Source organism: Gloeocapsopsis crepidinum LEGE 06123 (assembly GCF_015207655.1).
Taxonomy (GTDB): Bacteria; Cyanobacteriota; Cyanobacteriia; order Cyanobacteriales; family Chroococcidiopsidaceae; genus Gloeocapsopsis; species Gloeocapsopsis crepidinum.
In genome coordinates this window covers 63,174-82,183 of the sequence record NZ_JADEWN010000016.1, presented here as the reverse complement: position 1 = coordinate 82,183, position 19,010 = coordinate 63,174, and the positions used below count along the sequence as shown (strand labels likewise).

Here is a 19,010-nt window from a genome sequence, read left to right as displayed (position 1 = left end):
CTGATTGAGGTGTCACCTTGTGTGTATGCCTTAACTATTTTTTCTCGCAAGTCGAGCGAGTACGGTTTCATTAGACTTCATTTGTGTACTCCTCTTACTGTACCTCATAAACTTGCAATAGGCTGTAATATTAAATAGTTATTACATAGGCTATACATCATTTAAATAGGCTTGAATATAATTAGCTAAAACTTCTGGTTGTTCTAATTGGGGAACATGACTGCAATTCTTTAACCAAATTAGTTGAGAATGTGCGATCGCCCGTCGAAACTTCGTTGCATCATTTACACTCAAAGTATCATCGCGATCGCCCCATAAAATAAGTGTTGGTTTCTTAATTCTATAAATCTTATCTACTAAGTTACTATACCCACCACTTTTCATAAAACTCAGCATTGCTTCATACCAGTAAGGCATATCTAAATGTAGTGATGCACAACGTACTGCTTCTAGAGAATTCAAATGATTCTCCCAGTAAAGTGCTTGAAGTTTACGCTGTCGCCAATACTCTATTGCTAAATAATCAAAGGGCGGAAATAAGAATTTGCCAAGGGGAAAATCACCACTAAAACCTACACTATTAATTAAAATTAATTTCTCTACAGCTTGTGGATAATCCAACGCAAAATCAATTGCTGTCGCACCTCCCATCGAAGCACCAACTAATGTCAATGGTTGATCGATTAGCTTCCAGAAACTATAAAGATGAGCTTTAATTGAGTTTGGATTGTATTCAATTTCTGTCATTCTTTCAGTAAAACCAAATCCAAGTAGATCAACTGCCCAAGTTTGATGAGATTTAGCCAGTAATGGTAGAAGATAGCGAAATTCTAATACTGAACTATCAAATCCATGCAGTAATAAAATTGGCTTACCTGTACCTTGACACACATAAGCTGTCGCGATCGCCTGTTTACTTAACGAAGTTATAATCGACTTACGCTGAATGCTTTGAGCTAAAGTAATTGCTGCATTTTCCTTAAGTAGCTGTACTTGCGATGGTAGAAAGGTAGGAAACATATTTTTAAACAACTTTAACTTTGCTGGCAGCTTGTAGTGCTTTTTTTCTCGCTTCCTCTACATTTATGCCTTTAGCCAAGGCTAATCCCATTCGTCGCCCTGGGCGTGCATCTGGCTTGCCAAATAAGCGCAATTCAACGTTTTCTATCAAAGCCTCTGCAACACCAGTATATGAAACTCGATCAGCGTATTCATGAGCTAATATAACTGCACTTGCTGAAGGTGTTAATAATTCAATTTGCGGTATCGGTAATCCTAAAACAGCCCGCAGGTGTAACTCAAACTCATTAAGATTTTGCGAAATTAATGTCACCATGCCTGTATCATGAGGTCGAGGTGAAAGTTCTGAAAATATAACTTCATCTTTGGTAACAAAAAACTCTACTCCAAAAATTCCTGCACCACCCAAGGAATCCGTAACTTTTTGGGCGATCGCCTGTGCTTCAACTAACAACTCATTTGAGATTTTAGCAGGTTGCCAAGATTCTTGATAATCTCCATTTTCTTGCCGATGTCCAATTGCTGGACAAAAAATTGTTGGCGCATTCCACTGCTTAATTGTTAAGAGTGTAATTTCAGTTTCAAATTGAATAAATTCTTCAACAATAATCTTCTGACTATCTCCTCTAGAATTTTTTATGGCATAATTCCAAGCTGTTGCTACTTCCTCAGGTTGATAAACTACTGCTTGACCTTTTCCTGATGAAGACATAATTGGTTTAACTACATTTGGAAAACCAATATCTTGAGCAGCCGTAACTAACTCATCTAAACTAGTCGCATAAGCATATTTGGCAGTCCGAATTCCAAGTTGAGTGTGTGCTAGTTCGCGAATGCGATCGCGGTTCATCGTAAAATTAGTTGCTTTAGCAGTTGGTATAACAGTAATCCCGCGTTGTTCAAATTCAAGTAATTTTTCAGTTCTAATTGCTTCAATTTCTGGAATAATGAAATCGGGTTGATGTTTCTCTATAACAGCTTCTAAATCGTCACCATTCAACATAGAAATAACTTCACATTTATCAGCAACCTGCATTGCTGGGGCATTAGCATAACGATCAACCGCAACAATAGAATTTCCTAGCTGTTGCGCTGCAATCACAAACTCTTTGCCTAGTTCACCTGAACCAAGTAATAGAAACTTTCGCGGAAGTGTTAAAACCATGCCTTTTGCTTGAGGATTCTTTTTACTAAAAACACTTTACGCCAAAAGTGAAACCCTCTGTATTACTCATTCATTTTTTATTGAAGATAAGCTAAAAATACTCTTCACAATTCTGAAGTTGCTATCTAATAAACAAAGGATATATAAGCATATGCACTGAAACAAAATATCTTAGTGTGTTTTTTTATACTTTAAGTAATTGAAATGTTTTAAACATAATTCAATCGAACTGAGCGTTACGTATTATTAAATTTTGTCGCTGAATATCAGTTAGTCCAATACCCATACCAAAGTTACAGTTCTCAACTGTCGTCCCCAGCCAAATCGTTGCATTTAATGTTGCACCAGTCAAATTAGCATTTCTCAAGTTTGCCTTCGTAAAATTGGCAAATATTAAATCAGCATTAACAAGACTACTACCTTGCAAGTTTGCACTAGATAAATCGCCCCGAATCAAATTGCTGCGATCTAAAATTAAATTAGATAGATCTGCACCTTGAAGCTGAGGAAATTTGACACGACTAGGGTTTTGAAAAAAACGCATAACACAAGCTATATTTGCTTCATTTAAGTGTATTTGCGTTAAGAAATCAGCATAACGTGCTAAACCAAGCTGCTGAAGTTGTAGTGAACGTTGATAGCTATCTTTTTGGAGAAACTGCTTGCACGCGTCGTAGAGGTTATGAGTTGCAGAATTTAACATTAATGCTAATAACAATTAATTTTGTACATAACTTCTCAGCATCCTGCTGAATTAAATGCAAAAGTAAGATATGACCGTTAATAAAATAACAATTTCTGGGAATAATACACACTAGCAAGCAAGGCTTCTAGTCTAATATTCGTGTGAACTCAGGATAACAAGATAGCTTGTGGTGGTGGGGTGATGAAGGAATCAGTAGACATTGCTATATAAATTTAAACGCTGAGAAACCAGTGAAGGAATTGGTGGGATGAAGAGGCTACCATTATATATTGTATTACTACAAAGTTTATTATTTGTTGGAATTAAACCGGCGATCGCTGGGATCGCTGCTATACCTTCGCAGTCACAACTAACAGAGGACAACCCTTTACATAAGTTACCATCAGGAGTATGGGTACTCCAAGATGACAAGCCGCAGCATCAACCATTTGTTTGGATAGTAGATAATGACAAAAAGGTAAAACAGCCATTTTTACAACCTGTCAAAGACGAAAACAAACCTAATATTCCAGAATATTTAGTTACAAAAAATACAAATAAGCAAGCTGACTTACAACCGTTTCATGAGGTTGTTAAAGATACAACAAAAGTAGAAGGGTTGTATACTCTCTACACGCACAAAGATACAGGCAAAATTTATTTAGAGATCAAGCCGCAGCAGTTAAATCAAAACTTCTTAGGCACAATTACTATGGAATCGGGTATTGGCGAACGCGGAATTTATAGTGGAATGCCTTTACAAGACTTCTTATTTTATTTTCGTCGTGTTAACAATAACTTACATTTTGTAGTACGTAACGTAAACTTTCGGACAAGTCCTGGAGATCCGCAAGCGCGATCGCTAGCACGTTCATTTAGCGATTCAGTTCTTTACGCTTTACCGATCAAAAGCATTCACCCCCAACGCCAAACAGTTCTTGTAGATCTAGGAGATCTTCTCCTTAGTGATGTTCCAGGGTTATCGTCGCACTTGTCAACAATGCTGTCAGTTCCCTATCAACTTGACAGCAAAAAATCACATTTTGGTGATGCTAAAGCTTTTCCCTTAAATGTTGAGATAGAGTCAGTCTATGGCTTTTCTTCAACTAATAGTAGTAATCCGGCAAATTTATCGACCATACCAGATAGTCGCGCTTTAACTCTGCGCGTCCGCTACAGTTTTTCTGAATTACCCAAAAACAGCAACTATCGTCCGCGTCTAGCTGACGAACGTGTGGGCTATTTTATTACAGCTTATCAAGACTTTTCTAATGACGATCGCAGCGATCCTTTCGTTCGTTACATTAATCGCTGGGATCTCGAAAAACAAGATCCCAATGCCCCGCTATCACCACCCAAAAAGCCGATTGTCTTTTGGATTGAAAATGCTGTTCCGCTAGAGTACCACGAAGCGATCAAAGAAGGTGTTTTGATGTGGAACCAAGCTTTTGAAAAAGCAGGATTTAAAGATGCTATACAAGTCAAGCAAATGCCTAATGATGCTAAGTGGGACCCTGCTGATGTGCGCTATAACACAATTCGCTGGATTAACACCGTCGATGGCTTTTTTGCTTTAGGACCATCTCGCGTTAATCCTTTAACGGGAGAAATCTTAGATGCCGATATTTTAGTTGATGCTAGCTTTGTCCGCCGACTGAAGCACGAATACCGTAATTTAATTCAACAACATCAAACACAACCAACATCATTACTATCTCATATGATGGGGGCTTCTGGTAATCTTTGCACCAACGAGTTACGCCAGGGTGACTCACAACCAACCTTAGCAAATGCCGCTGGTATTGCTAGCCCAGTTCCTTCGCGTTCACCGCTATCACAAATGGCAATAGAGTATGACCTGTGTTACGGCATTGAGGCACTCAACCAGTTTGCGATCGGGTCTTTAGCACTATCGCTGTTTCAAGACACAGCGCCAAACAGCGATCAGATGGAAGAGTATATTCATCAATACTTACGACTCATTATCGCCCATGAAATAGGACACACTTTAGGTCTACGGCACAATTTCCGTGGTAGCACATTATTGCAACCAGAAGAATTAAATAATACAACTGTTACCCAAATTAGGGGTTTGACAACCTCGGTGATGGATTATATTCCACCAAATTTAGCACCACAAGGAATGCAGCAAGGAGATTATTTTCCCTCAGTTGTTGGTCCTTATGATATTTGGGCAATTCAGTATGGTTATACACCAACTGATGCAGCACACCCAATCGCTGAAAAGCCGTTTTTGGATGAAATCGCACAGCGTTCCGCACAATCAGAACTCGCCTATGCTACTGATGAAGATTTGTTTGACCTCGACCCCGAAGTGAATGCTTGGGATAATAGTAGTGATGTGCTGCGTTACTCACAGTGGCAATTGGAAAACTCGCGTGTGATGTGGGATCGCTTGCACAAACGTTATCCGAAAACAGGAGAAAGTTATGCTAAATTGAGTGAGTTATTTGATGCGGTGTTTCTACACTACCTGCGCCATACTTACTACACAACAAAATACATTGGTGGGCAGACTTTCTCACGCAACCATGCTGGAGATCCTAACGGAAGACTACCATTTGAACCTGTACCTGTAGAAAAACAGCGTCAAGCGTTAGCAACATTAGAGAAATACATCTTTGCAGCGGATGCTTTTAATTTTCCACCCGATTTACTCAACAAATTAGCACCGTCACGATGGCGACACTGGGGTAGCGATGTCATGCTGGGGCGTCTCGATTACCCAATTCACGATAGTGTGAACTTGATGCAAAGCTTAGTACTCAAAGAGTTACTCTCAGGCGATCGCTTAGTTCGTTTGCGTGATATTGAACTCAAAAGTGAAGCTGAAACTGTATTAACGCTACCAGAGTTATTTGATACTCTCCAAAATGATATTTGGACAGAAGTCATCGAACCAGACCGACGCAATCCTGATATTAATAGTTTACGTCGTGCTTTACAACGAGAACACCTGAAGATTCTCACGGCAATGGTGCTACGTAACTCCTCTGTACCAGAAGATGCCCGAACACTTGCTTGGTATAAACTAAGACAACTTCGCGGTCACTTGAATCGAACTTTATCGCGTTCAAATAAGTTTGATGAATATACAAAAGCCCATTTAGAAGAAACACGCGATCGCATCGAAAAAACACTCAATGCTCAAATACAATCGCGATAATCATAAGAAGTTAGGGTAGATAGGTAGTATCTAATATCTAGAGTGGTTAGTGATTAGTAATGAGTGATGAGCAACTAGTCACTAGCAACTATCAACTAGCCACATGACTTATTTGCCCCATTTCTTTCAACTATCAAGCCGTCAAGTTTGGTTTCAAGCGATCGGTCGATTACTCTACCAAACAGGTTATGGGTTGATTCAGTTTTACATTCCGCTGATATTCGTTAAACAAATAGGTTTATCTGCAACTGCAGTCGGAATTGGAATTGGTAGTGGTTCCCTGGCGGGTGTTATCGGTCATTTCTTGGGTGGCTATTTAGCAGATTCTCAGTATGGTCGTAAAAAAACACTCTTAATCTCTGCTATTTTGTCAATCTTTGCTGCACTTGTTTTAGTACTGACTCACAATTTACCACTGCTAGTTGTTGCAAACTTAATTATGGGTTTGAGTGCGGGTTGTTATTGGACTGCAGCTGATGCTGCAGTGATTGATGTAACAACATCAGAACAGCGTCACCATGCATTCGCAATTTTAGTTCTAGCAGACAGTATTGGTAATGGCCTAGGAGTTTTTAGCGGGGGATTATTGCTTACCCTAGTTCATCGCATTGAAGCACTTTTTGTTTTGAGTGGAGTTTTGTTTCTTGTGTTTCTGGTGCTTATTCAAGTTGCGATTATCGAAACACGGCATGACGCTTCCAATGATACCAACACACTTCAAGGATTTGCGATCGCTCTCAAAGATCGCGCTTTGAGGCTATTTGTTGTTATTAATGTCCTGTTTACTACTTATGTTGCTTTAGTCAGCAGCACTTTACCTCTATATTTCACATTGCTACCGCAGAATACAACTCAAAATACAGCAAGCTCATTAACAAGTGTTGCCAATTTATTTACATGGTGTTATGTCGGTTTGGGCGCAGTTTTACAGTTACCCCTTGTCCAAATTTTAGGCTCATTAGTAAAAATCAAAGTTTTAATGATTTCTATGCTACTGTGGGGGACAGGGTTTTTCTTAGTTTGGGCTACTGGAATAGATTCATCAATCCGGTTTGCATTGATAGTTGCTGCATTTAGCGTGTTATCAATTGCCTCCATCATCTATAAACCTTTTGCTCCAGCAATTGTTGCCGAGTTAGCACCGCCTTCACTACGAGGAGTGTATCTAGCGATCAGCTACCAATGTTGGTCTATTGGTTATTTTTTTGGTCCTATTGTTGGGGGTTGGGCAATAGATCAACCACAAAATATTTCTCACCATTCATGGTTAGTTGTCACTCTAAGTACTCTTTGCGGTAACCTTGCTTTATACGTTCTGGCACGGCACAAAGTAACTAACGAATCTGTTGTGGCAATCGAAGAGTCAATATCAATTGCTCGATAGCATAAATGATTAGCGAATAAATTCGCTGCTATATAAATTAAAGTCTACCTCTGCGGACTTACAAACAAAACTCCAACTCTTGAATGTGCACTCGTTCACTTCGTTTGGGCAATCTCGAAGGGCATTTATAATTCACTTTTTAGGAAACTGGCGATCGCGTACTTCTACTGCAAAACTCTGTACAGCTTGGGCGATCGCCGCACTCAAATTGACATACATTTTGGCGAAAGGCGGTTGTTTCTCGGATAAACCCAACAAATCAGACGTGACTAATACTTGTCCATCACATCCAGAACCAGCACCAATTCCAATCGTGGGAATTGTGAGTTTCTGCGTAATTTGAATAGCTAACTCTGAGGGAATATGTTCTAAGACAATACTAAATGCGCCTGCAGCTTCCAATGCGATCGCTTCAGTAATCAATCTTTCACTGTCTGTCGGTGTTTTACCTTGTTGACGTAACCCTAATTGATGAACTGATTGGGGGGTCAAACCAATATGTCCCATTACGGGAACTCCAGCTTGGACTAAATGCGCTACAGTCTCTACAATTGCCGGATACCCACCTTCAATCTTTACAGCCTGTGCCCCTGTTTCTTTTAAAGCCCTACCCGCTGAATGCATCGCTTGCTGAAAGCTTTCTTGATAAGTCAAAAAAGGTAAGTCGAACACAACTAGCGCATTTTTCACACCTCGGCGTACAGCTTTTGCGTGATGCAACATTTCTTCTAGTGTCAGAGGTATAGTTGTCTCGTAACCTAGCATACCTGCCAAGGAATCACCTACTAAGATCAAATCTACGCCAGATCCATCTAACAACCTTCCTGTCGTGTAATCCCAAGCAGTAAGAGCGACAATTGTTCGCCCTTGTTGTTTCCATTGGCTAAGTTGCTGGGTAGTGATGGGCATATGTCACTAGTCGTTGGCGAAAGGCAATCAGAAATATACTGAGTGAAACGAGCAATATCTTAAGTATGCCAGATTAAATTTAGCTACTTGCTCTTGGAGCAGTCATGGCAAATTGCTGCTGTCCACATCTCACTACACTATTGAGTTTTGTTAAGTGATATCTCTTTTTGTTTTTAGTTTGTCTATAAATAGAACTAAACTTCACTGCGCTACGCTAGCACTCTAGAAAGAGATTTACTACTTTTAGTGATATTTTTCCCAAATCCAACGATTTCTTATTTAATTTGGAAAATGTATTTCTTACTACATTTTATATATTATATCACAAAAATTAATATTTCGTAAGATTTATAAAGTTTAATTATCAAACTATACAGCAGATTTAAATCTTAACTTATTGAATCCTTGGTATAGTTTTCCTAAGGAAGCTTGCTACTTAGCAAGTGGAAGTGAGTGACTTCTTGGGAAGAAAATATGTCTTACGCTCAAACAAAGACTCAGACAAAGACTGGGTATCAGGCAGGGGTTAAAGATTACAGACTAACCTATTACACCCCAGATTACACACCTAAAGATACGGATATTCTAGCGGCGTTCCGCGTCACTCCTCAGCCTGGAGTTCCTCCAGAAGAAGCTGGAGCTGCTGTGGCTGCTGAGTCTTCCACAGGTACATGGACAACAGTGTGGACAGACTTATTAACCGACCTAGATCGCTACAAAGGTCGTTGCTACGATATTGAACCGGTTCCAGGGGAAGACAACCAGTTTATCTGCTACGTTGCTTACCCATTGGATCTGTTTGAGGAAGGTTCTGTTACCAATATGTTGACCTCGATTGTAGGTAACGTATTTGGTTTTAAAGCACTACGTGCATTACGTTTGGAAGACTTGCGGATTCCTGTTGCTTACTTAAAAACCTTCCAAGGACCCCCGCATGGTATTCAAGTTGAGCGTGACAAACTAAACAAGTATGGTCGTCCATTACTAGGTTGTACGATTAAACCAAAGCTTGGTCTATCGGCTAAGAACTACGGACGTGCAGTTTATGAGTGCTTGCGTGGTGGATTAGACTTCACCAAAGACGATGAAAATATTAACTCGCAGCCTTTCATGCGCTGGCGCGATCGCTTCTTGTTCGTAGCAGAAGCAATCCACAAAGCTCAAGCAGAAACAGGTGAAATTAAAGGTCACTACCTCAATGTTACTGCTCCTACCTGCGAGGAAATGATGAAGCGGGCTGAGTTCGCTAAAGAACTTGATATGCCCATTATCATGCACGACTACTTAACTGGTGGTTTTACGGCTAATACCACTTTGGCGCGTTGGTGTCGCGATAACGGTGTGTTACTACACATCCACCGTGCGATGCACGCAGTCATCGACCGTCAAAAGAACCACGGCATGCACTTCCGCGTATTGGCAAAATGCTTGCGGATGTCTGGTGGGGACCACTTACACTCCGGTACCGTAGTTGGTAAACTTGAGGGCGAGCGCGGTATTACAATGGGCTTCGTTGACCTCATGCGCGAAAACTATGTAGAGCAAGATCGCGATCGCGGTATCTTCTTTACTCAAGATTGGGCTTCTATGCCTGGTGTTATGCCTGTAGCTTCTGGTGGTATCCATATCTGGCATATGCCAGCGCTAGTAGAAATTTTTGGTGATGATTCCTGCTTGCAATTTGGTGGCGGTACTCTGGGACATCCTTGGGGTAACGCGCCTGGTGCAACTGCTAACCGCGTCGCATTAGAAGCTTGTATTCAAGCTCGTAACGAAGGTCGCAGTTTGGCTCGTGAAGGTAATGATGTTATCCGCGAAGCCGCTAAGTGGAGTCCTGAACTTGCTGTTGCTTGCGAACTATGGAAGGAAATCAAGTTTGAATTCGAGGCAATGGATACACTCTAATAATTTGAGGCAGATTTTGAATTTTGGATTAATCTAAGATCTAAATTCTTAATCTAAAGTCTCAAAGCCTTCCGGCTGGGGTCAAGCATGGATTTAAAAAAAATTGCGAAAGATACAGCTAAAACGCTCTCAAGCTACCTGACTTATCAGGCAATGAGAACGGTACTAGCTCAGATCAGCGAAACTAATCCGCCTCTAGCATTTTGGCTGCATCGCTTTTCTTCTCAAGAAGTCATTCAAGATGGAGAAGCATACATCAATAAGTTGTTTCAAGAGAAACCAGATTTAGCTTTGCGGATCATGGTTGTCAGGGAACATATAGCACAGGAAGTGGTTAACTTTCTTCCTGAAATGGTTCTGCTTGACATTCAACAAGCCAACATGGAACACCGCAGACAGCATTTAGAGCGGATTACGCAACTTGAATCTAACCCCAGCTATGAGGAACAAGCAACAACTGAGACTAATTTGGACAATCCCTCCAATTAGTACAACACCCTAATCGATCAGAGCAAAACACTTTTTTTGAAGATATGCAAACTTTACCCAAAGAGCGTCGCTACGAAACCCTGTCTTATCTCCCACCTCTAAGCGATGCTCAGATTAATAAGCAGATCCAGTACATTCTGAATCAAGGTTATATTCCAGGAATTGAGTTCAACGAATCTTCTGAACCAGAGCAACACTATTGGACACTTTGGAAATTACCTTTATTTGGTGCTAAAAGTACTCAAGAAGTACTTAACGAAGTTCAAGCTTGTCGTTCACAGTACAGCAATTGCTACATTCGCGTAGTAGGCTTTGATAACGTTAAGCAATGTCAAATTCTGAGCTTTATCGTGCACAAACCAAATCAAAATAGCAGCTACGGCGGTAGGTACTAAATTCTCTTCTGAGTACATGGGGAAGCTGTAACTGAGTCGTCTATCCCCTTGCAAAAGAGGTAGCAAGCCTGCCTCTTTTTTTGCTGAATTCAACTCTAAATTATTATTACTACGACGAGCTACGATTAAGTCATCATGTTTAGAGCATGGCACGCTATATGCCTGCAGAAGTTCTTAATTTAAAACCTACTTTAGAGCTAACTGATGACCAATTCTACAAACTCTGTCAAAATAACTATAGCAATATCTAAATCAATAGAAACTTAAAGCTCACCTAAAAGTATTTTAGGTGAAGATAGATTAGTTGAGTTTGTTATACACATAACAAATAATTTTAACTGGGATAGAACTTAACTTAAATTTATAGTAGTTGCTCTCATAAATCTTCAGAAATATCGTAGTTTATAGCAGCTAATATTAATAGCTTAAGTTAGTTAAAATGCTTTAGTGAAGCTGCTTTGATAGAGAGCCGCATTTATTATAGTGAAAGTTAGGATGAGTTCCAAAAGTCAATTGCACAATACTGTAAATTTATGAGTTACTATATTTCTCCTCGTTTTTTAGATAAGCTTGCAGTTCACATCACAAAGAACTTTCTCGATCTTCCAGGAGTTCGAGTACCAGTGATTTTAGGTATTCATGGACGTAAAGGAGAAGGTAAAACATTCCAATGCGGATTGGTTTTTGAGCGTATGGGAATTGAGGTTATCCACATTTCAGGCGGAGAACTTGAAAGTCCAGATGCTGGAGATCCAGCGAGGTTGATCCGTTTACGCTATCGTGAAGCCGCAGAATTAATTAAAGTGCGTGGCAAAATGGTTACTTTAATGATTAACGATCTCGATGCTGGTGCGGGAAGATTTGACGAAGGAACACAGTATACAGTCAACACGCAGTTAGTGAACGCTACATTGATGAATATTGCTGATAATCCTACTGATGTACAACTTCCTGGAAGCTACGACTCTACGCCACTGCACCGCGTCCCAATTATCGTTACAGGCAATGACTTTTCTACTTTGTATGCACCACTAATTCGCGAAGGGCGCATGGAAAAGTTCTATTGGGAACCAGATCGCGACGATAAAATTGGCATTGTTGGAGGAATTTTCTCCAACGATGGACTATCTTCTCAAGAAATCGCCCGACTTGTTGATACCTTTTCCAGTCAGGCAGTGGACTTTTTCAGTGCGTTGCGATCGCGTATTTATGACGAACAAATTCGTCGCTTTATCCATGAGATTGGTGTAGAACATGTGTCATTACGAGTGGTAAATAGTACCGAAGAATCGCCAATATTCAAAAAACCTGAGTTTGGTTTGTCACGCCTGATTGAACAAGGCAATTTCATGGTTCAAGAACAGCAACGTGTAGACAATTCGCGCCTAGTTCATGAATATAACCAAGCTTTGTATTATGCAAATCGCAATCCGATTAGTGCTAACCGAGGACAAACACCTCCTCTAATGAACTCAGCACCTTCAGCACCAGAAAACAAAACGTCTGTACAGCCTGCTGCAGAACCTCAATCTTCACAACCCACCCTTGAAAACTCAAGGAAGCTAACGTATTTTCAACCAAAGCAATACGAACCTAGCTCTTTAAATCCGCCGCGTTACAACGGATTTAATACTTCAATGAACCGTCATAACGAAGTATTGACACGAAGAGTTGGTTTAGCAACATTAGAACAAGTCAAAAACTTAATTGCTCAAGGGTATCATATTGGTATCGAATATGTAGATAAAAGACGCTTTCGTACTAACTCATGGCAAAGCTGTAGCCCTGCAATTTTTGGTGAATCAGAAGCTGTAATTGCCTTAGAAACCTGTCTGGATGAGCATAACGGCGATTATGTGCGGATCTTTGGTGTCGATCCTAAAAACAAGCGTCGGATTATGGAAACAATTGTACAAAGACCAGATGATAATTAGCAATTAGCTAATTGTTGAAAGTAAATGGAAAAATAGTACGCACAATCCACTGTTTGCCATTATGTATTAATAACGTCACACCACTTGCTGTAAACTCGAAATACAACTGCTGGTGTTGAAACTGTGTCCATGCTGCTTTAAAGTTCTGCCGCGTTAAATCTCGAAATGCAACAGTCATATGTGGGGCAAAAGGACGTGTTTTAGAAACAGGATCGACAATTCCTAATAATTCACAATGTATCATTAAGTCAGCTTGTACATTTAGTAGTTCTAGAGATTTGCGTACATTAATGTAAATGACACGTGGTGAGAAAGCACCAAATCCGTCTAGGACAACGGGTACTAGCGATCGCTGCTGAACAAAATTTTTGAGATGACTTTCTAGTTCATTAACACGCTCAACTTCCCAAAGAAATGGTGGCTGTAATGTAATATGAGGTGGCGATCGTAATGCACCTCGGCTACTATAATGTTCAGCAAAATGTTGCTGGATGTCTCGCACAGAAGTTTGAATTTCCAGTGGTGGCAATAAAGCAATAAAATAGCGATTGGTTATTTGAGCCAAGGTTTCTGATAACCTGCAAAAACTTCTTTTTTATATTAATGCTGAGGATTAGTAACATAAATGCCTTGGTTTGTCAAAATTGAAAAGGGCATAGTCGAAAAGCCAGAGTTTGACCAACACATACCTGCTCACAAAGCTTATGTCAAAGAATTAATTGCCAACGGACATCAAGCCCGTAGTGGCTACTGGGCACAGCGCGGCGGCGGCATGATGATCTTTCAAGCCGAATCACTGGAAGAAGCAAAAGCAATCGTGGCAAAAGATCCTTTAATTCAAAACGGTTGTGTGCAATATAAGCTTTACCAATGGCAAGTTGTAGTTGAGTAGGAATTGAGTAGATAGATAAAAACTAAGTTCAAGAAGGTAATTGCTAAGTGCTAATTGGTTATTGACAAAGAACACTCAAAACTCCATCATCCAGAACAGTTTCAATCAAAACTCAACATTCAAAACTCAAAACTCCGTGTTATGCTAGGTTTAGACCTGGACCCATGCGATTATAACGCCCAAACCTTGTCAGGACCGGAAGGTAGCAGCAATACGGGATGCTTGTGATAGGCGTGGACTCCGGGTCGCCTTAGTTTAGGGAGCAGATCGTTGCCATGCCTGGATTTGGAGATGTAGTACAAAGAGCTTTTTATCTCGGCGTTGGGCTAGCTTCTTATGCAGGTGAGAAAGCAGGTGTCAAATTAGCAGAGTTGCGATCGCAAGCACAAAAGTTAGCCGATGAAATGGTTTCTCGTGGTGAGATGACCACTGATGAAGCCAAAAGATTTGTAGAAGATTTGATGCAACAAGCACAACAACCCTCTGCAAATGAACCAAGCTCTAGTGCCCAAAATAGAGAACCACGCCGCATTGAAATTTTGACCGACGACGAACCAACTACAGTGCAGCAGGAAGACCAAGATGTAGATAGCCTGCGTCAGCAAGTGTTAGGACTACAAGAAGAACTACAAAGACTTAAGCGACAACAATAAACGTACAAAATTGATGACTGCTTTTGTTCACTATTGTTTGTAAACTATAAATTGAATAGGGCAGGCTGACTTAACTAAATTGGTAGCTGATCGCGTCCCTTTGGGAGTAAGCAAGGACGTACTCGTTTATGGAAAAGTGGCAAAAAGACCTTTTTGAAATGCTAGAGACGGTAGCAGATGAAGTAGAACGGTTTTTTCAAGGAGTGTCAGATGCTGTAGATTCAGTATTTGAGATTTCTGAAGAAATAACTGAGCAAGTACACAACACGATCGCCATAGAAATTGACCAATATTTAAATGATTTAGCTGATCCATTGCTTGAAGTTTACTGGGAATTAGAAGACTTTGTGGGAGAAGCTGAACATTCTTTTCCGTACGAAGTTGAGCCTAGTCCAGAGCAAAATCCTGCCTGTATCGGTTGTCATCATTACCACGGTCAAGTGTACAACGGAAACTTATTAGTTTGTGCAATGCATCCTTATGGTTGGGATGATAATAACTGTCCAGATTGGGAGCAGTATTAAAAACTATGAGTAATGATTCAAGCTTAGTGCAAAGTGCATCAGATTCGAGCTTAGCAGAGAGTAATGAAGCTACTGAGCAAAAGTATGGCGAACGTCAAATCGCTGAAGGAAAGCTGATTACGTTTCCTAATCCTCGTATTGGACGCTGGTACCACGTTCACATTACTTTACCGGAGTTTACTTGTAAATGTCCTTTCTCTGGCTATCCTGACTTTGCCACAATCTATATTACTTATGTTCCTAACGAGCGAGTCGTAGAACTTAAAGCGATTAAACTATATATCAACAGTTACCGCGATCGCTATATTTCACACGAAGAATCTATTAATCAAATTTTAGATGACTTTGTCGCCGCCTGCGATCCGTTGGAAATCTCAATTAAGGGTGACTTTAATCCTCGCGGCAACGTTCACACCGTTATCGAAGTAACTCATAAACGTGAGTCGAGTAATACATTAACTGTAAAAAACTAAGCATCCTGATTGGCGATCGCCTGCACAGAGTTGTGTTCTTCTATTATCTGTTTTTGTCCTAACTGCTCTAATAGTGTCAAGAACTCTCGTTCAAAAGCAACGTGAGCGCGATTTGTTTTACCACCGATGTAAAGCTTGCCATCTTTTTGTAATGCCCAAACTTGTGAATGAGAGACGTAACTCATAATGACACCTAACATCAGCAAGCCAAAACCTGAATAAACAAAGGGAATTCCTGGATCGGCTTTAATCTGTAACCCTGTACTACCGACAACTTCTTCGATCTTCAACTTAACACCGTTGACCTCAACAGCCATTCCAGGGCGCACAGTATTGATTAATTGCCCTGTTGTGTCGTATAGCAGTAGCATTCCTTGTAGATCTCTAGCAACAAGTGAAACCCCTGCACTCAAGTCAGGTTTTGTGGGAATCCAAGTTGCCCAAAGACGTCCTTGTCCATTGGTGTTTAACCGTGCCATTGGTAATTGCAAAATGGGGCTTTTGTTCAGTCGAATGCGAATCGCTGCAATTCCCCAGTCAGTTTGATAAAAAGTGACACCACGATGACGTAGCGGTTCATTAACAAAAATCTTTTTGTGCTTAACTTCTTGCCCTTGATTGTCAATCACAGATAAATCTGAATAAAATTGGTCGATTCCGCCAGTAGGCGTATAGTCGATCCAAAATCTATTAACTCGTACAGACCAATCTTGAGGAATTTGTGGTGTTGCCCAAGGACCAGCATCAACAATATTTTGAACTTTAAAACTTTCTCCACTCGCAACCATTTCTTGCGCCATGAAGCCTGTCAACGCTCCCCAAATTGCGCCCACAAGAATCAAAATCATACTAGCATGGACAACAATTGGTCCAACACGTCCAACAAGACCTCGACTAGCGTAAAGCGCGTCTCCTTCACGAAAGACTTGATAGCGTTTTTCCAAAAAAGGTACTAAGTTATCCAGAGGTGTGCGGTCAACTTCTGCACTCAATGCAAACTTCCGAAACTGCTGTGGTTGTTTGTAAAACTTCCAAGTCCGCGCGAACCATTTCAGTGCAGGTAATTGGCGTCTAAATGTACAAGCAGTTAAGCTGGAACCGAATAAAATCAGCAGTGCCAAAAACCACCATGTTCGATAAACATGATCTAGCCCTAAACTCAGCAAGACTTTCCAGCTAAGAAAGCCAAATAATGCTGGTTCTTCAGGATAATTTGCCTGGTAAAACGGAACTGATTGTCCTTGTTCAATGACAGTACCAGAAATACTAAAAACGGCGATCGCTAGCAACAAGACAATTGCCAAACGTAAGTCCGTCAGTACAGGTAAAAACTCACGCCGAAAAAAGCGCCGCAGCGACAACCACAAATTTGACTTAGCAGAATCCAAAGACATCGACTTAAATAATTCCTACTGGAATGCGAGACAAAAGCGAAAAAACACCAAAACCAACAAGTAGCGCTCCACTTACAGGTGTAATCCAACTTGACCAGCGGCGCAATCCTAACAGTTTTTTGATAGCAACTGTAAAAGTTCCTGCCAAGATTAATGGCATGACATAACCAACTGTATATGCAAGAAGTAAAGTAGCACCAAGCATTAAATCTTGCGTTGTTGCCACCCAAGCAAGCAAAGTGGCTAATACGGGTGTACTACACGGCGAAGCAACCACACCAAAGCTTAAACCAACAAGGTATGAACGAACTCCAGGAGGCAAATCTTGCGACCATTCCACACTCCCGAATGATGGAAATTGTAAGGGCAATGCTTCAAGTAGATTCAACCCCATTAAAATTGCGACAATACTGACAACAATGGGCAGCCCAATACCTACTTGTCCGTAAACTCGTCCTAAAAAAGCTGCGGCAATGCCTAATGCTGCTAAGGTAGTTGCTAAACCCAGAGCAAACCAAGTAGACATTCGCATGGCGTGCCAGCGGCTTTCTGCTTCATAACCACCAATGTAGCCCACTGTAATCGGTAGCATCGATAGCATACACGGTGTCAAGCTAGTCAATAAGCCAGCAGTAAAAATGATACCAACACTCAACCAACCAAGATGCGTCAATTGGTTGGATACTAGTGTATTTGCAAAATGTTCGAGTTCATATAACCGAGTTTGCCAAATCTCAAGCATGGAGCAGATACATTGAAAGGCTGATTCTGCTTCAATCTTAGCTTAGTCACATCTAAGTAAGGCATTAAAGTTGTCTACTCGTGGCACGTCCTGGTAGTGTCACAACTTGAGTGTCCGCATTTTCTCTTGCAACACGGATCAATAATCCGGCAATCATCAAGCTAGCAATGATTGAATTACTGCCGTAGCTAATGAAGGGGAGTGGTAAACCTGTTGTAGGTAAAACTCCTGTAGAAACGCCGATGTGAAGCATTGATTGTCCTACTAAGAAAATCATTGCGCCAATTGCGATTAATCTATTTACTGGGTTCCATGCTTTGAGTGCCACAACTAAAGCGATCGTTGCATACACAACCAAAAGAAACAACAATAACACGCCCCCAACAAAGCCAAACTCTTCTGCGAAAATTGCAAAAATAAAGTCAGTATCTTGAATTGGCAAATAAAACAATTTTTGTTGCGACAGTCCAAATCCAGCACCCCAAGTTCCACCAGAACCAACTGCAAGCAGACTTTGAACCAACTGATAGCCACTCTTTGCCGGATCTATCCAAGGATTGCGAAAGGAAATGACTCGCACAAGTTGATAAGGATTTAAGCTAATGCTTGTTACAGCTACTAATATACCGAGTAAAGCGGTTCCTATTAACTGAAAATAAGGTAAACCTGCTGCAAGTGCTACTAACCAAAGTGCCATTCCACAAAGCGCTGTTGTACTTAAATTTGGCTGGCGGAGAATTCCTGCCAACATCAGCGCAAAAACTATTAGCCAAAATAAGCGGGCATTCCAGCGAATTCTATGCCATTGCCCAAAAACACGGGCACTTTGTAAGATTAGAAACGGCTTGATTAACTCAGAAGGTTGAATCAAAATCCCCATAACAGATAACCAACGTCTAGCCCCCTCAATCTCTACTCCCACGCCTGGAATAAGTGTCATAAAAATTAATCCTAAAAGAACTAATACACCCCAATGCGCGATATTCAAAACTGAACGTAAAGGTGAATGGACAAGAAAGTTAAATGCTACCAAACCAATAGCTGCCCCTATTAGTTGGCGCTTGAGGAAATACAGCCCATCTCCATACTTTATATCAGCGACTGGATAGGACGCAGAAAACAGAATGACTAACCCCATGAATAACCACAGTAAAGTTAGCCAGCGCAATAGACGGGCTTCGTTGACCCATCCAGCCACAGATTTGTCAAAGAAAGGAATGAGTTGACGGATCTGCACGGCAATTAAGTCGAATTTATAA

The 19,010-nt window shown here is 40.7% G+C and carries 18 protein-coding genes and 1 other RNA gene; 11 read left to right on the top strand and 8 right to left on the bottom strand.

Annotation, left to right across the window (positions count from 1 at the left end; translation table 11 throughout):
* Positions 1 to 150: 150 nt before the first annotated feature.
* The 3 genes from IQ230_RS08720 to IQ230_RS08710 form a co-directional block, all read right to left on the bottom strand.
* Complete coding sequence (locus IQ230_RS08720; protein ID WP_193931618.1) at positions 151 to 1,020, bottom strand: alpha/beta fold hydrolase; 870 nt, start codon at positions 1,018 to 1,020, stop codon at positions 151 to 153.
* A gap of 4 nt (positions 1,021 to 1,024) precedes the next feature.
* On the bottom strand, positions 1,025 to 2,185 hold the full coding sequence (gene purT, locus IQ230_RS08715; protein WP_193931617.1) for a formate-dependent phosphoribosylglycinamide formyltransferase: 1,161 nt from the start codon (positions 2,183 to 2,185) through the stop codon (positions 1,025 to 1,027).
* 220 nt (positions 2,186 to 2,405) lie between these two features.
* On the bottom strand, positions 2,406 to 2,888 hold the full coding sequence (locus tag IQ230_RS08710) for a pentapeptide repeat-containing protein (RefSeq protein ID WP_193931616.1): 483 nt from the start codon (positions 2,886 to 2,888) through the stop codon (positions 2,406 to 2,408).
* A gap of 250 nt (positions 2,889 to 3,138) precedes the next feature.
* Between IQ230_RS08710 and IQ230_RS08705 the strand changes: the two genes are divergently transcribed.
* A complete protein-coding gene (locus IQ230_RS08705) occupies positions 3,139 to 6,057 on the top strand; it encodes a zinc-dependent metalloprotease (protein ID WP_193931615.1) in 2,919 nt (972 codons plus the stop codon).
* A gap of 103 nt (positions 6,058 to 6,160) precedes the next feature.
* Positions 6,161 to 7,441 (top strand): MFS transporter, encoded by a 1,281-nt coding sequence (locus IQ230_RS08700; RefSeq protein ID WP_193931614.1) that lies wholly within the window; start codon positions 6,161 to 6,163, stop codon positions 7,439 to 7,441.
* Positions 7,442 to 7,573: 132 nt separating this feature from the next.
* On the opposite strand, the gene panB is transcribed toward IQ230_RS08700, so the two are convergent.
* The gene (gene panB, locus IQ230_RS08695) at positions 7,574 to 8,350 is read right to left on the bottom strand and encodes a 3-methyl-2-oxobutanoate hydroxymethyltransferase (protein WP_193931613.1); all 777 of its coding nucleotides are present in this window, start codon (positions 8,348 to 8,350) and stop codon (positions 7,574 to 7,576) included.
* Between the two features lie 474 nt (positions 8,351 to 8,824).
* On the opposite strand from panB, the gene IQ230_RS08690 reads away from it, so the two are divergent.
* From IQ230_RS08690 to IQ230_RS08675, 4 genes are all read left to right on the top strand, one after another.
* The gene (locus IQ230_RS08690) at positions 8,825 to 10,255 is read left to right on the top strand and encodes a form I ribulose bisphosphate carboxylase large subunit (RefSeq protein WP_193931612.1); all 1,431 of its coding nucleotides are present in this window, start codon (positions 8,825 to 8,827) and stop codon (positions 10,253 to 10,255) included.
* A gap of 87 nt (positions 10,256 to 10,342) precedes the next feature.
* Entirely contained in the window at positions 10,343 to 10,744 is a 402-nt protein-coding gene (gene rcbX, locus IQ230_RS08685; protein ID WP_193931611.1) for a RuBisCO chaperone RbcX, read from the top strand.
* 44 nt (positions 10,745 to 10,788) lie between these two features.
* Positions 10,789 to 11,139 (top strand): ribulose bisphosphate carboxylase small subunit, encoded by a 351-nt coding sequence (locus tag IQ230_RS08680; protein WP_099701773.1) that lies wholly within the window; start codon positions 10,789 to 10,791, stop codon positions 11,137 to 11,139.
* 533 nt (positions 11,140 to 11,672) lie between these two features.
* A complete protein-coding gene (locus tag IQ230_RS08675) occupies positions 11,673 to 13,073 on the top strand; it encodes a ribulose bisphosphate carboxylase small subunit (protein WP_193931610.1) in 1,401 nt (466 codons plus the stop codon).
* A gap of 7 nt (positions 13,074 to 13,080) precedes the next feature.
* Here IQ230_RS08675 and IQ230_RS08670 read toward each other — a convergent pair whose 3' ends face one another.
* On the bottom strand, positions 13,081 to 13,638 hold the full coding sequence (locus IQ230_RS08670; RefSeq protein ID WP_193931609.1) for a 2'-5' RNA ligase family protein: 558 nt from the start codon (positions 13,636 to 13,638) through the stop codon (positions 13,081 to 13,083).
* A 60-nt stretch (positions 13,639 to 13,698) separates the two neighbouring features.
* Between IQ230_RS08670 and IQ230_RS08665 the strand changes: the two genes are divergently transcribed.
* The 5 genes from IQ230_RS08665 to queF all read left to right on the top strand — a co-directional run bounded on the left by IQ230_RS08665 (position 13,699) and on the right by queF (position 15,615).
* The gene (locus IQ230_RS08665) at positions 13,699 to 13,965 is read left to right on the top strand and encodes a YciI family protein (protein ID WP_193931608.1); all 267 of its coding nucleotides are present in this window, start codon (positions 13,699 to 13,701) and stop codon (positions 13,963 to 13,965) included.
* 153 nt (positions 13,966 to 14,118) lie between these two features.
* Positions 14,119 to 14,215, top strand: an RNA gene (gene ffs, locus IQ230_RS08660) — signal recognition particle sRNA small type.
* A gap of 25 nt (positions 14,216 to 14,240) precedes the next feature.
* Positions 14,241 to 14,618, top strand: coding sequence for a phasin family protein (locus IQ230_RS08655; protein WP_193931607.1), 378 nt, complete (start codon positions 14,241 to 14,243; stop codon positions 14,616 to 14,618).
* Between the two features lie 128 nt (positions 14,619 to 14,746).
* The gene (locus IQ230_RS08650) at positions 14,747 to 15,142 is read left to right on the top strand and encodes a hypothetical protein (protein WP_193931606.1); all 396 of its coding nucleotides are present in this window, start codon (positions 14,747 to 14,749) and stop codon (positions 15,140 to 15,142) included.
* A 5-nt stretch (positions 15,143 to 15,147) separates the two neighbouring features.
* The gene (gene queF, locus IQ230_RS08645) at positions 15,148 to 15,615 is read left to right on the top strand and encodes a preQ(1) synthase (protein WP_193931605.1); all 468 of its coding nucleotides are present in this window, start codon (positions 15,148 to 15,150) and stop codon (positions 15,613 to 15,615) included.
* On the opposite strand, the gene IQ230_RS08640 is transcribed toward queF, so the two are convergent.
* The 3 genes from IQ230_RS08640 to IQ230_RS08630 all read right to left on the bottom strand — a co-directional run bounded on the left by IQ230_RS08640 (position 15,612) and on the right by IQ230_RS08630 (position 18,988).
* Positions 15,612 to 17,009: a cytochrome c biogenesis protein gene (locus tag IQ230_RS08640; protein ID WP_193931604.1), complete on the bottom strand. Its 1,398-nt coding sequence runs from the start codon at positions 17,007 to 17,009 to the stop codon at positions 15,612 to 15,614. The two genes, queF and IQ230_RS08640, sit on opposite strands and share 4 nt — an antisense overlap.
* A 4-nt stretch (positions 17,010 to 17,013) precedes the next feature.
* A complete protein-coding gene (locus tag IQ230_RS08635) occupies positions 17,014 to 17,751 on the bottom strand; it encodes a cytochrome c biogenesis protein CcdA (protein WP_193931603.1) in 738 nt (245 codons plus the stop codon).
* 64 nt (positions 17,752 to 17,815) lie between these two features.
* Entirely contained in the window at positions 17,816 to 18,988 is a 1,173-nt protein-coding gene (locus IQ230_RS08630) for an FtsW/RodA/SpoVE family cell cycle protein (RefSeq protein ID WP_193931602.1), read from the bottom strand.
* Between the last annotated feature and the right edge of the window lie 22 nt (positions 18,989 to 19,010).

Coding starts and splice junctions, on each gene's coding strand:
- IQ230_RS08720 (WP_193931618.1), bottom strand. CDS start 1,020: ATGTTTCCTACCTTTCTACCATCGCAAGTACAGCTACTTAAGGAAAAT.
- purT (WP_193931617.1), bottom strand. CDS start 2,185: ATGGTTTTAACACTTCCGCGAAAGTTTCTATTACTTGGTTCAGGTGAA.
- IQ230_RS08710 (WP_193931616.1), bottom strand. CDS start 2,888: ATGTTAAATTCTGCAACTCATAACCTCTACGACGCGTGCAAGCAGTTT.
- IQ230_RS08705 (WP_193931615.1), top strand. CDS start 3,139: ATGAAGAGGCTACCATTATATATTGTATTACTACAAAGTTTATTATTT.
- IQ230_RS08700 (WP_193931614.1), top strand. CDS start 6,161: ATGACTTATTTGCCCCATTTCTTTCAACTATCAAGCCGTCAAGTTTGG.
- panB (WP_193931613.1), bottom strand. CDS start 8,350: ATGCCCATCACTACCCAGCAACTTAGCCAATGGAAACAACAAGGGCGA.
- IQ230_RS08690 (WP_193931612.1), top strand. CDS start 8,825: ATGTCTTACGCTCAAACAAAGACTCAGACAAAGACTGGGTATCAGGCA.
- rcbX (WP_193931611.1), top strand. CDS start 10,343: ATGGATTTAAAAAAAATTGCGAAAGATACAGCTAAAACGCTCTCAAGC.
- IQ230_RS08680 (WP_099701773.1), top strand. CDS start 10,789: ATGCAAACTTTACCCAAAGAGCGTCGCTACGAAACCCTGTCTTATCTC.
- IQ230_RS08675 (WP_193931610.1), top strand. CDS start 11,673: ATGAGTTACTATATTTCTCCTCGTTTTTTAGATAAGCTTGCAGTTCAC.
- IQ230_RS08665 (WP_193931608.1), top strand. CDS start 13,699: ATGCCTTGGTTTGTCAAAATTGAAAAGGGCATAGTCGAAAAGCCAGAG.
- IQ230_RS08655 (WP_193931607.1), top strand. CDS start 14,241: ATGCCTGGATTTGGAGATGTAGTACAAAGAGCTTTTTATCTCGGCGTT.
- IQ230_RS08650 (WP_193931606.1), top strand. CDS start 14,747: ATGGAAAAGTGGCAAAAAGACCTTTTTGAAATGCTAGAGACGGTAGCA.
- queF (WP_193931605.1), top strand. CDS start 15,148: ATGAGTAATGATTCAAGCTTAGTGCAAAGTGCATCAGATTCGAGCTTA.
- IQ230_RS08640 (WP_193931604.1), bottom strand. CDS start 17,009: ATGTCTTTGGATTCTGCTAAGTCAAATTTGTGGTTGTCGCTGCGGCGC.
- IQ230_RS08635 (WP_193931603.1), bottom strand. CDS start 17,751: ATGCTTGAGATTTGGCAAACTCGGTTATATGAACTCGAACATTTTGCA.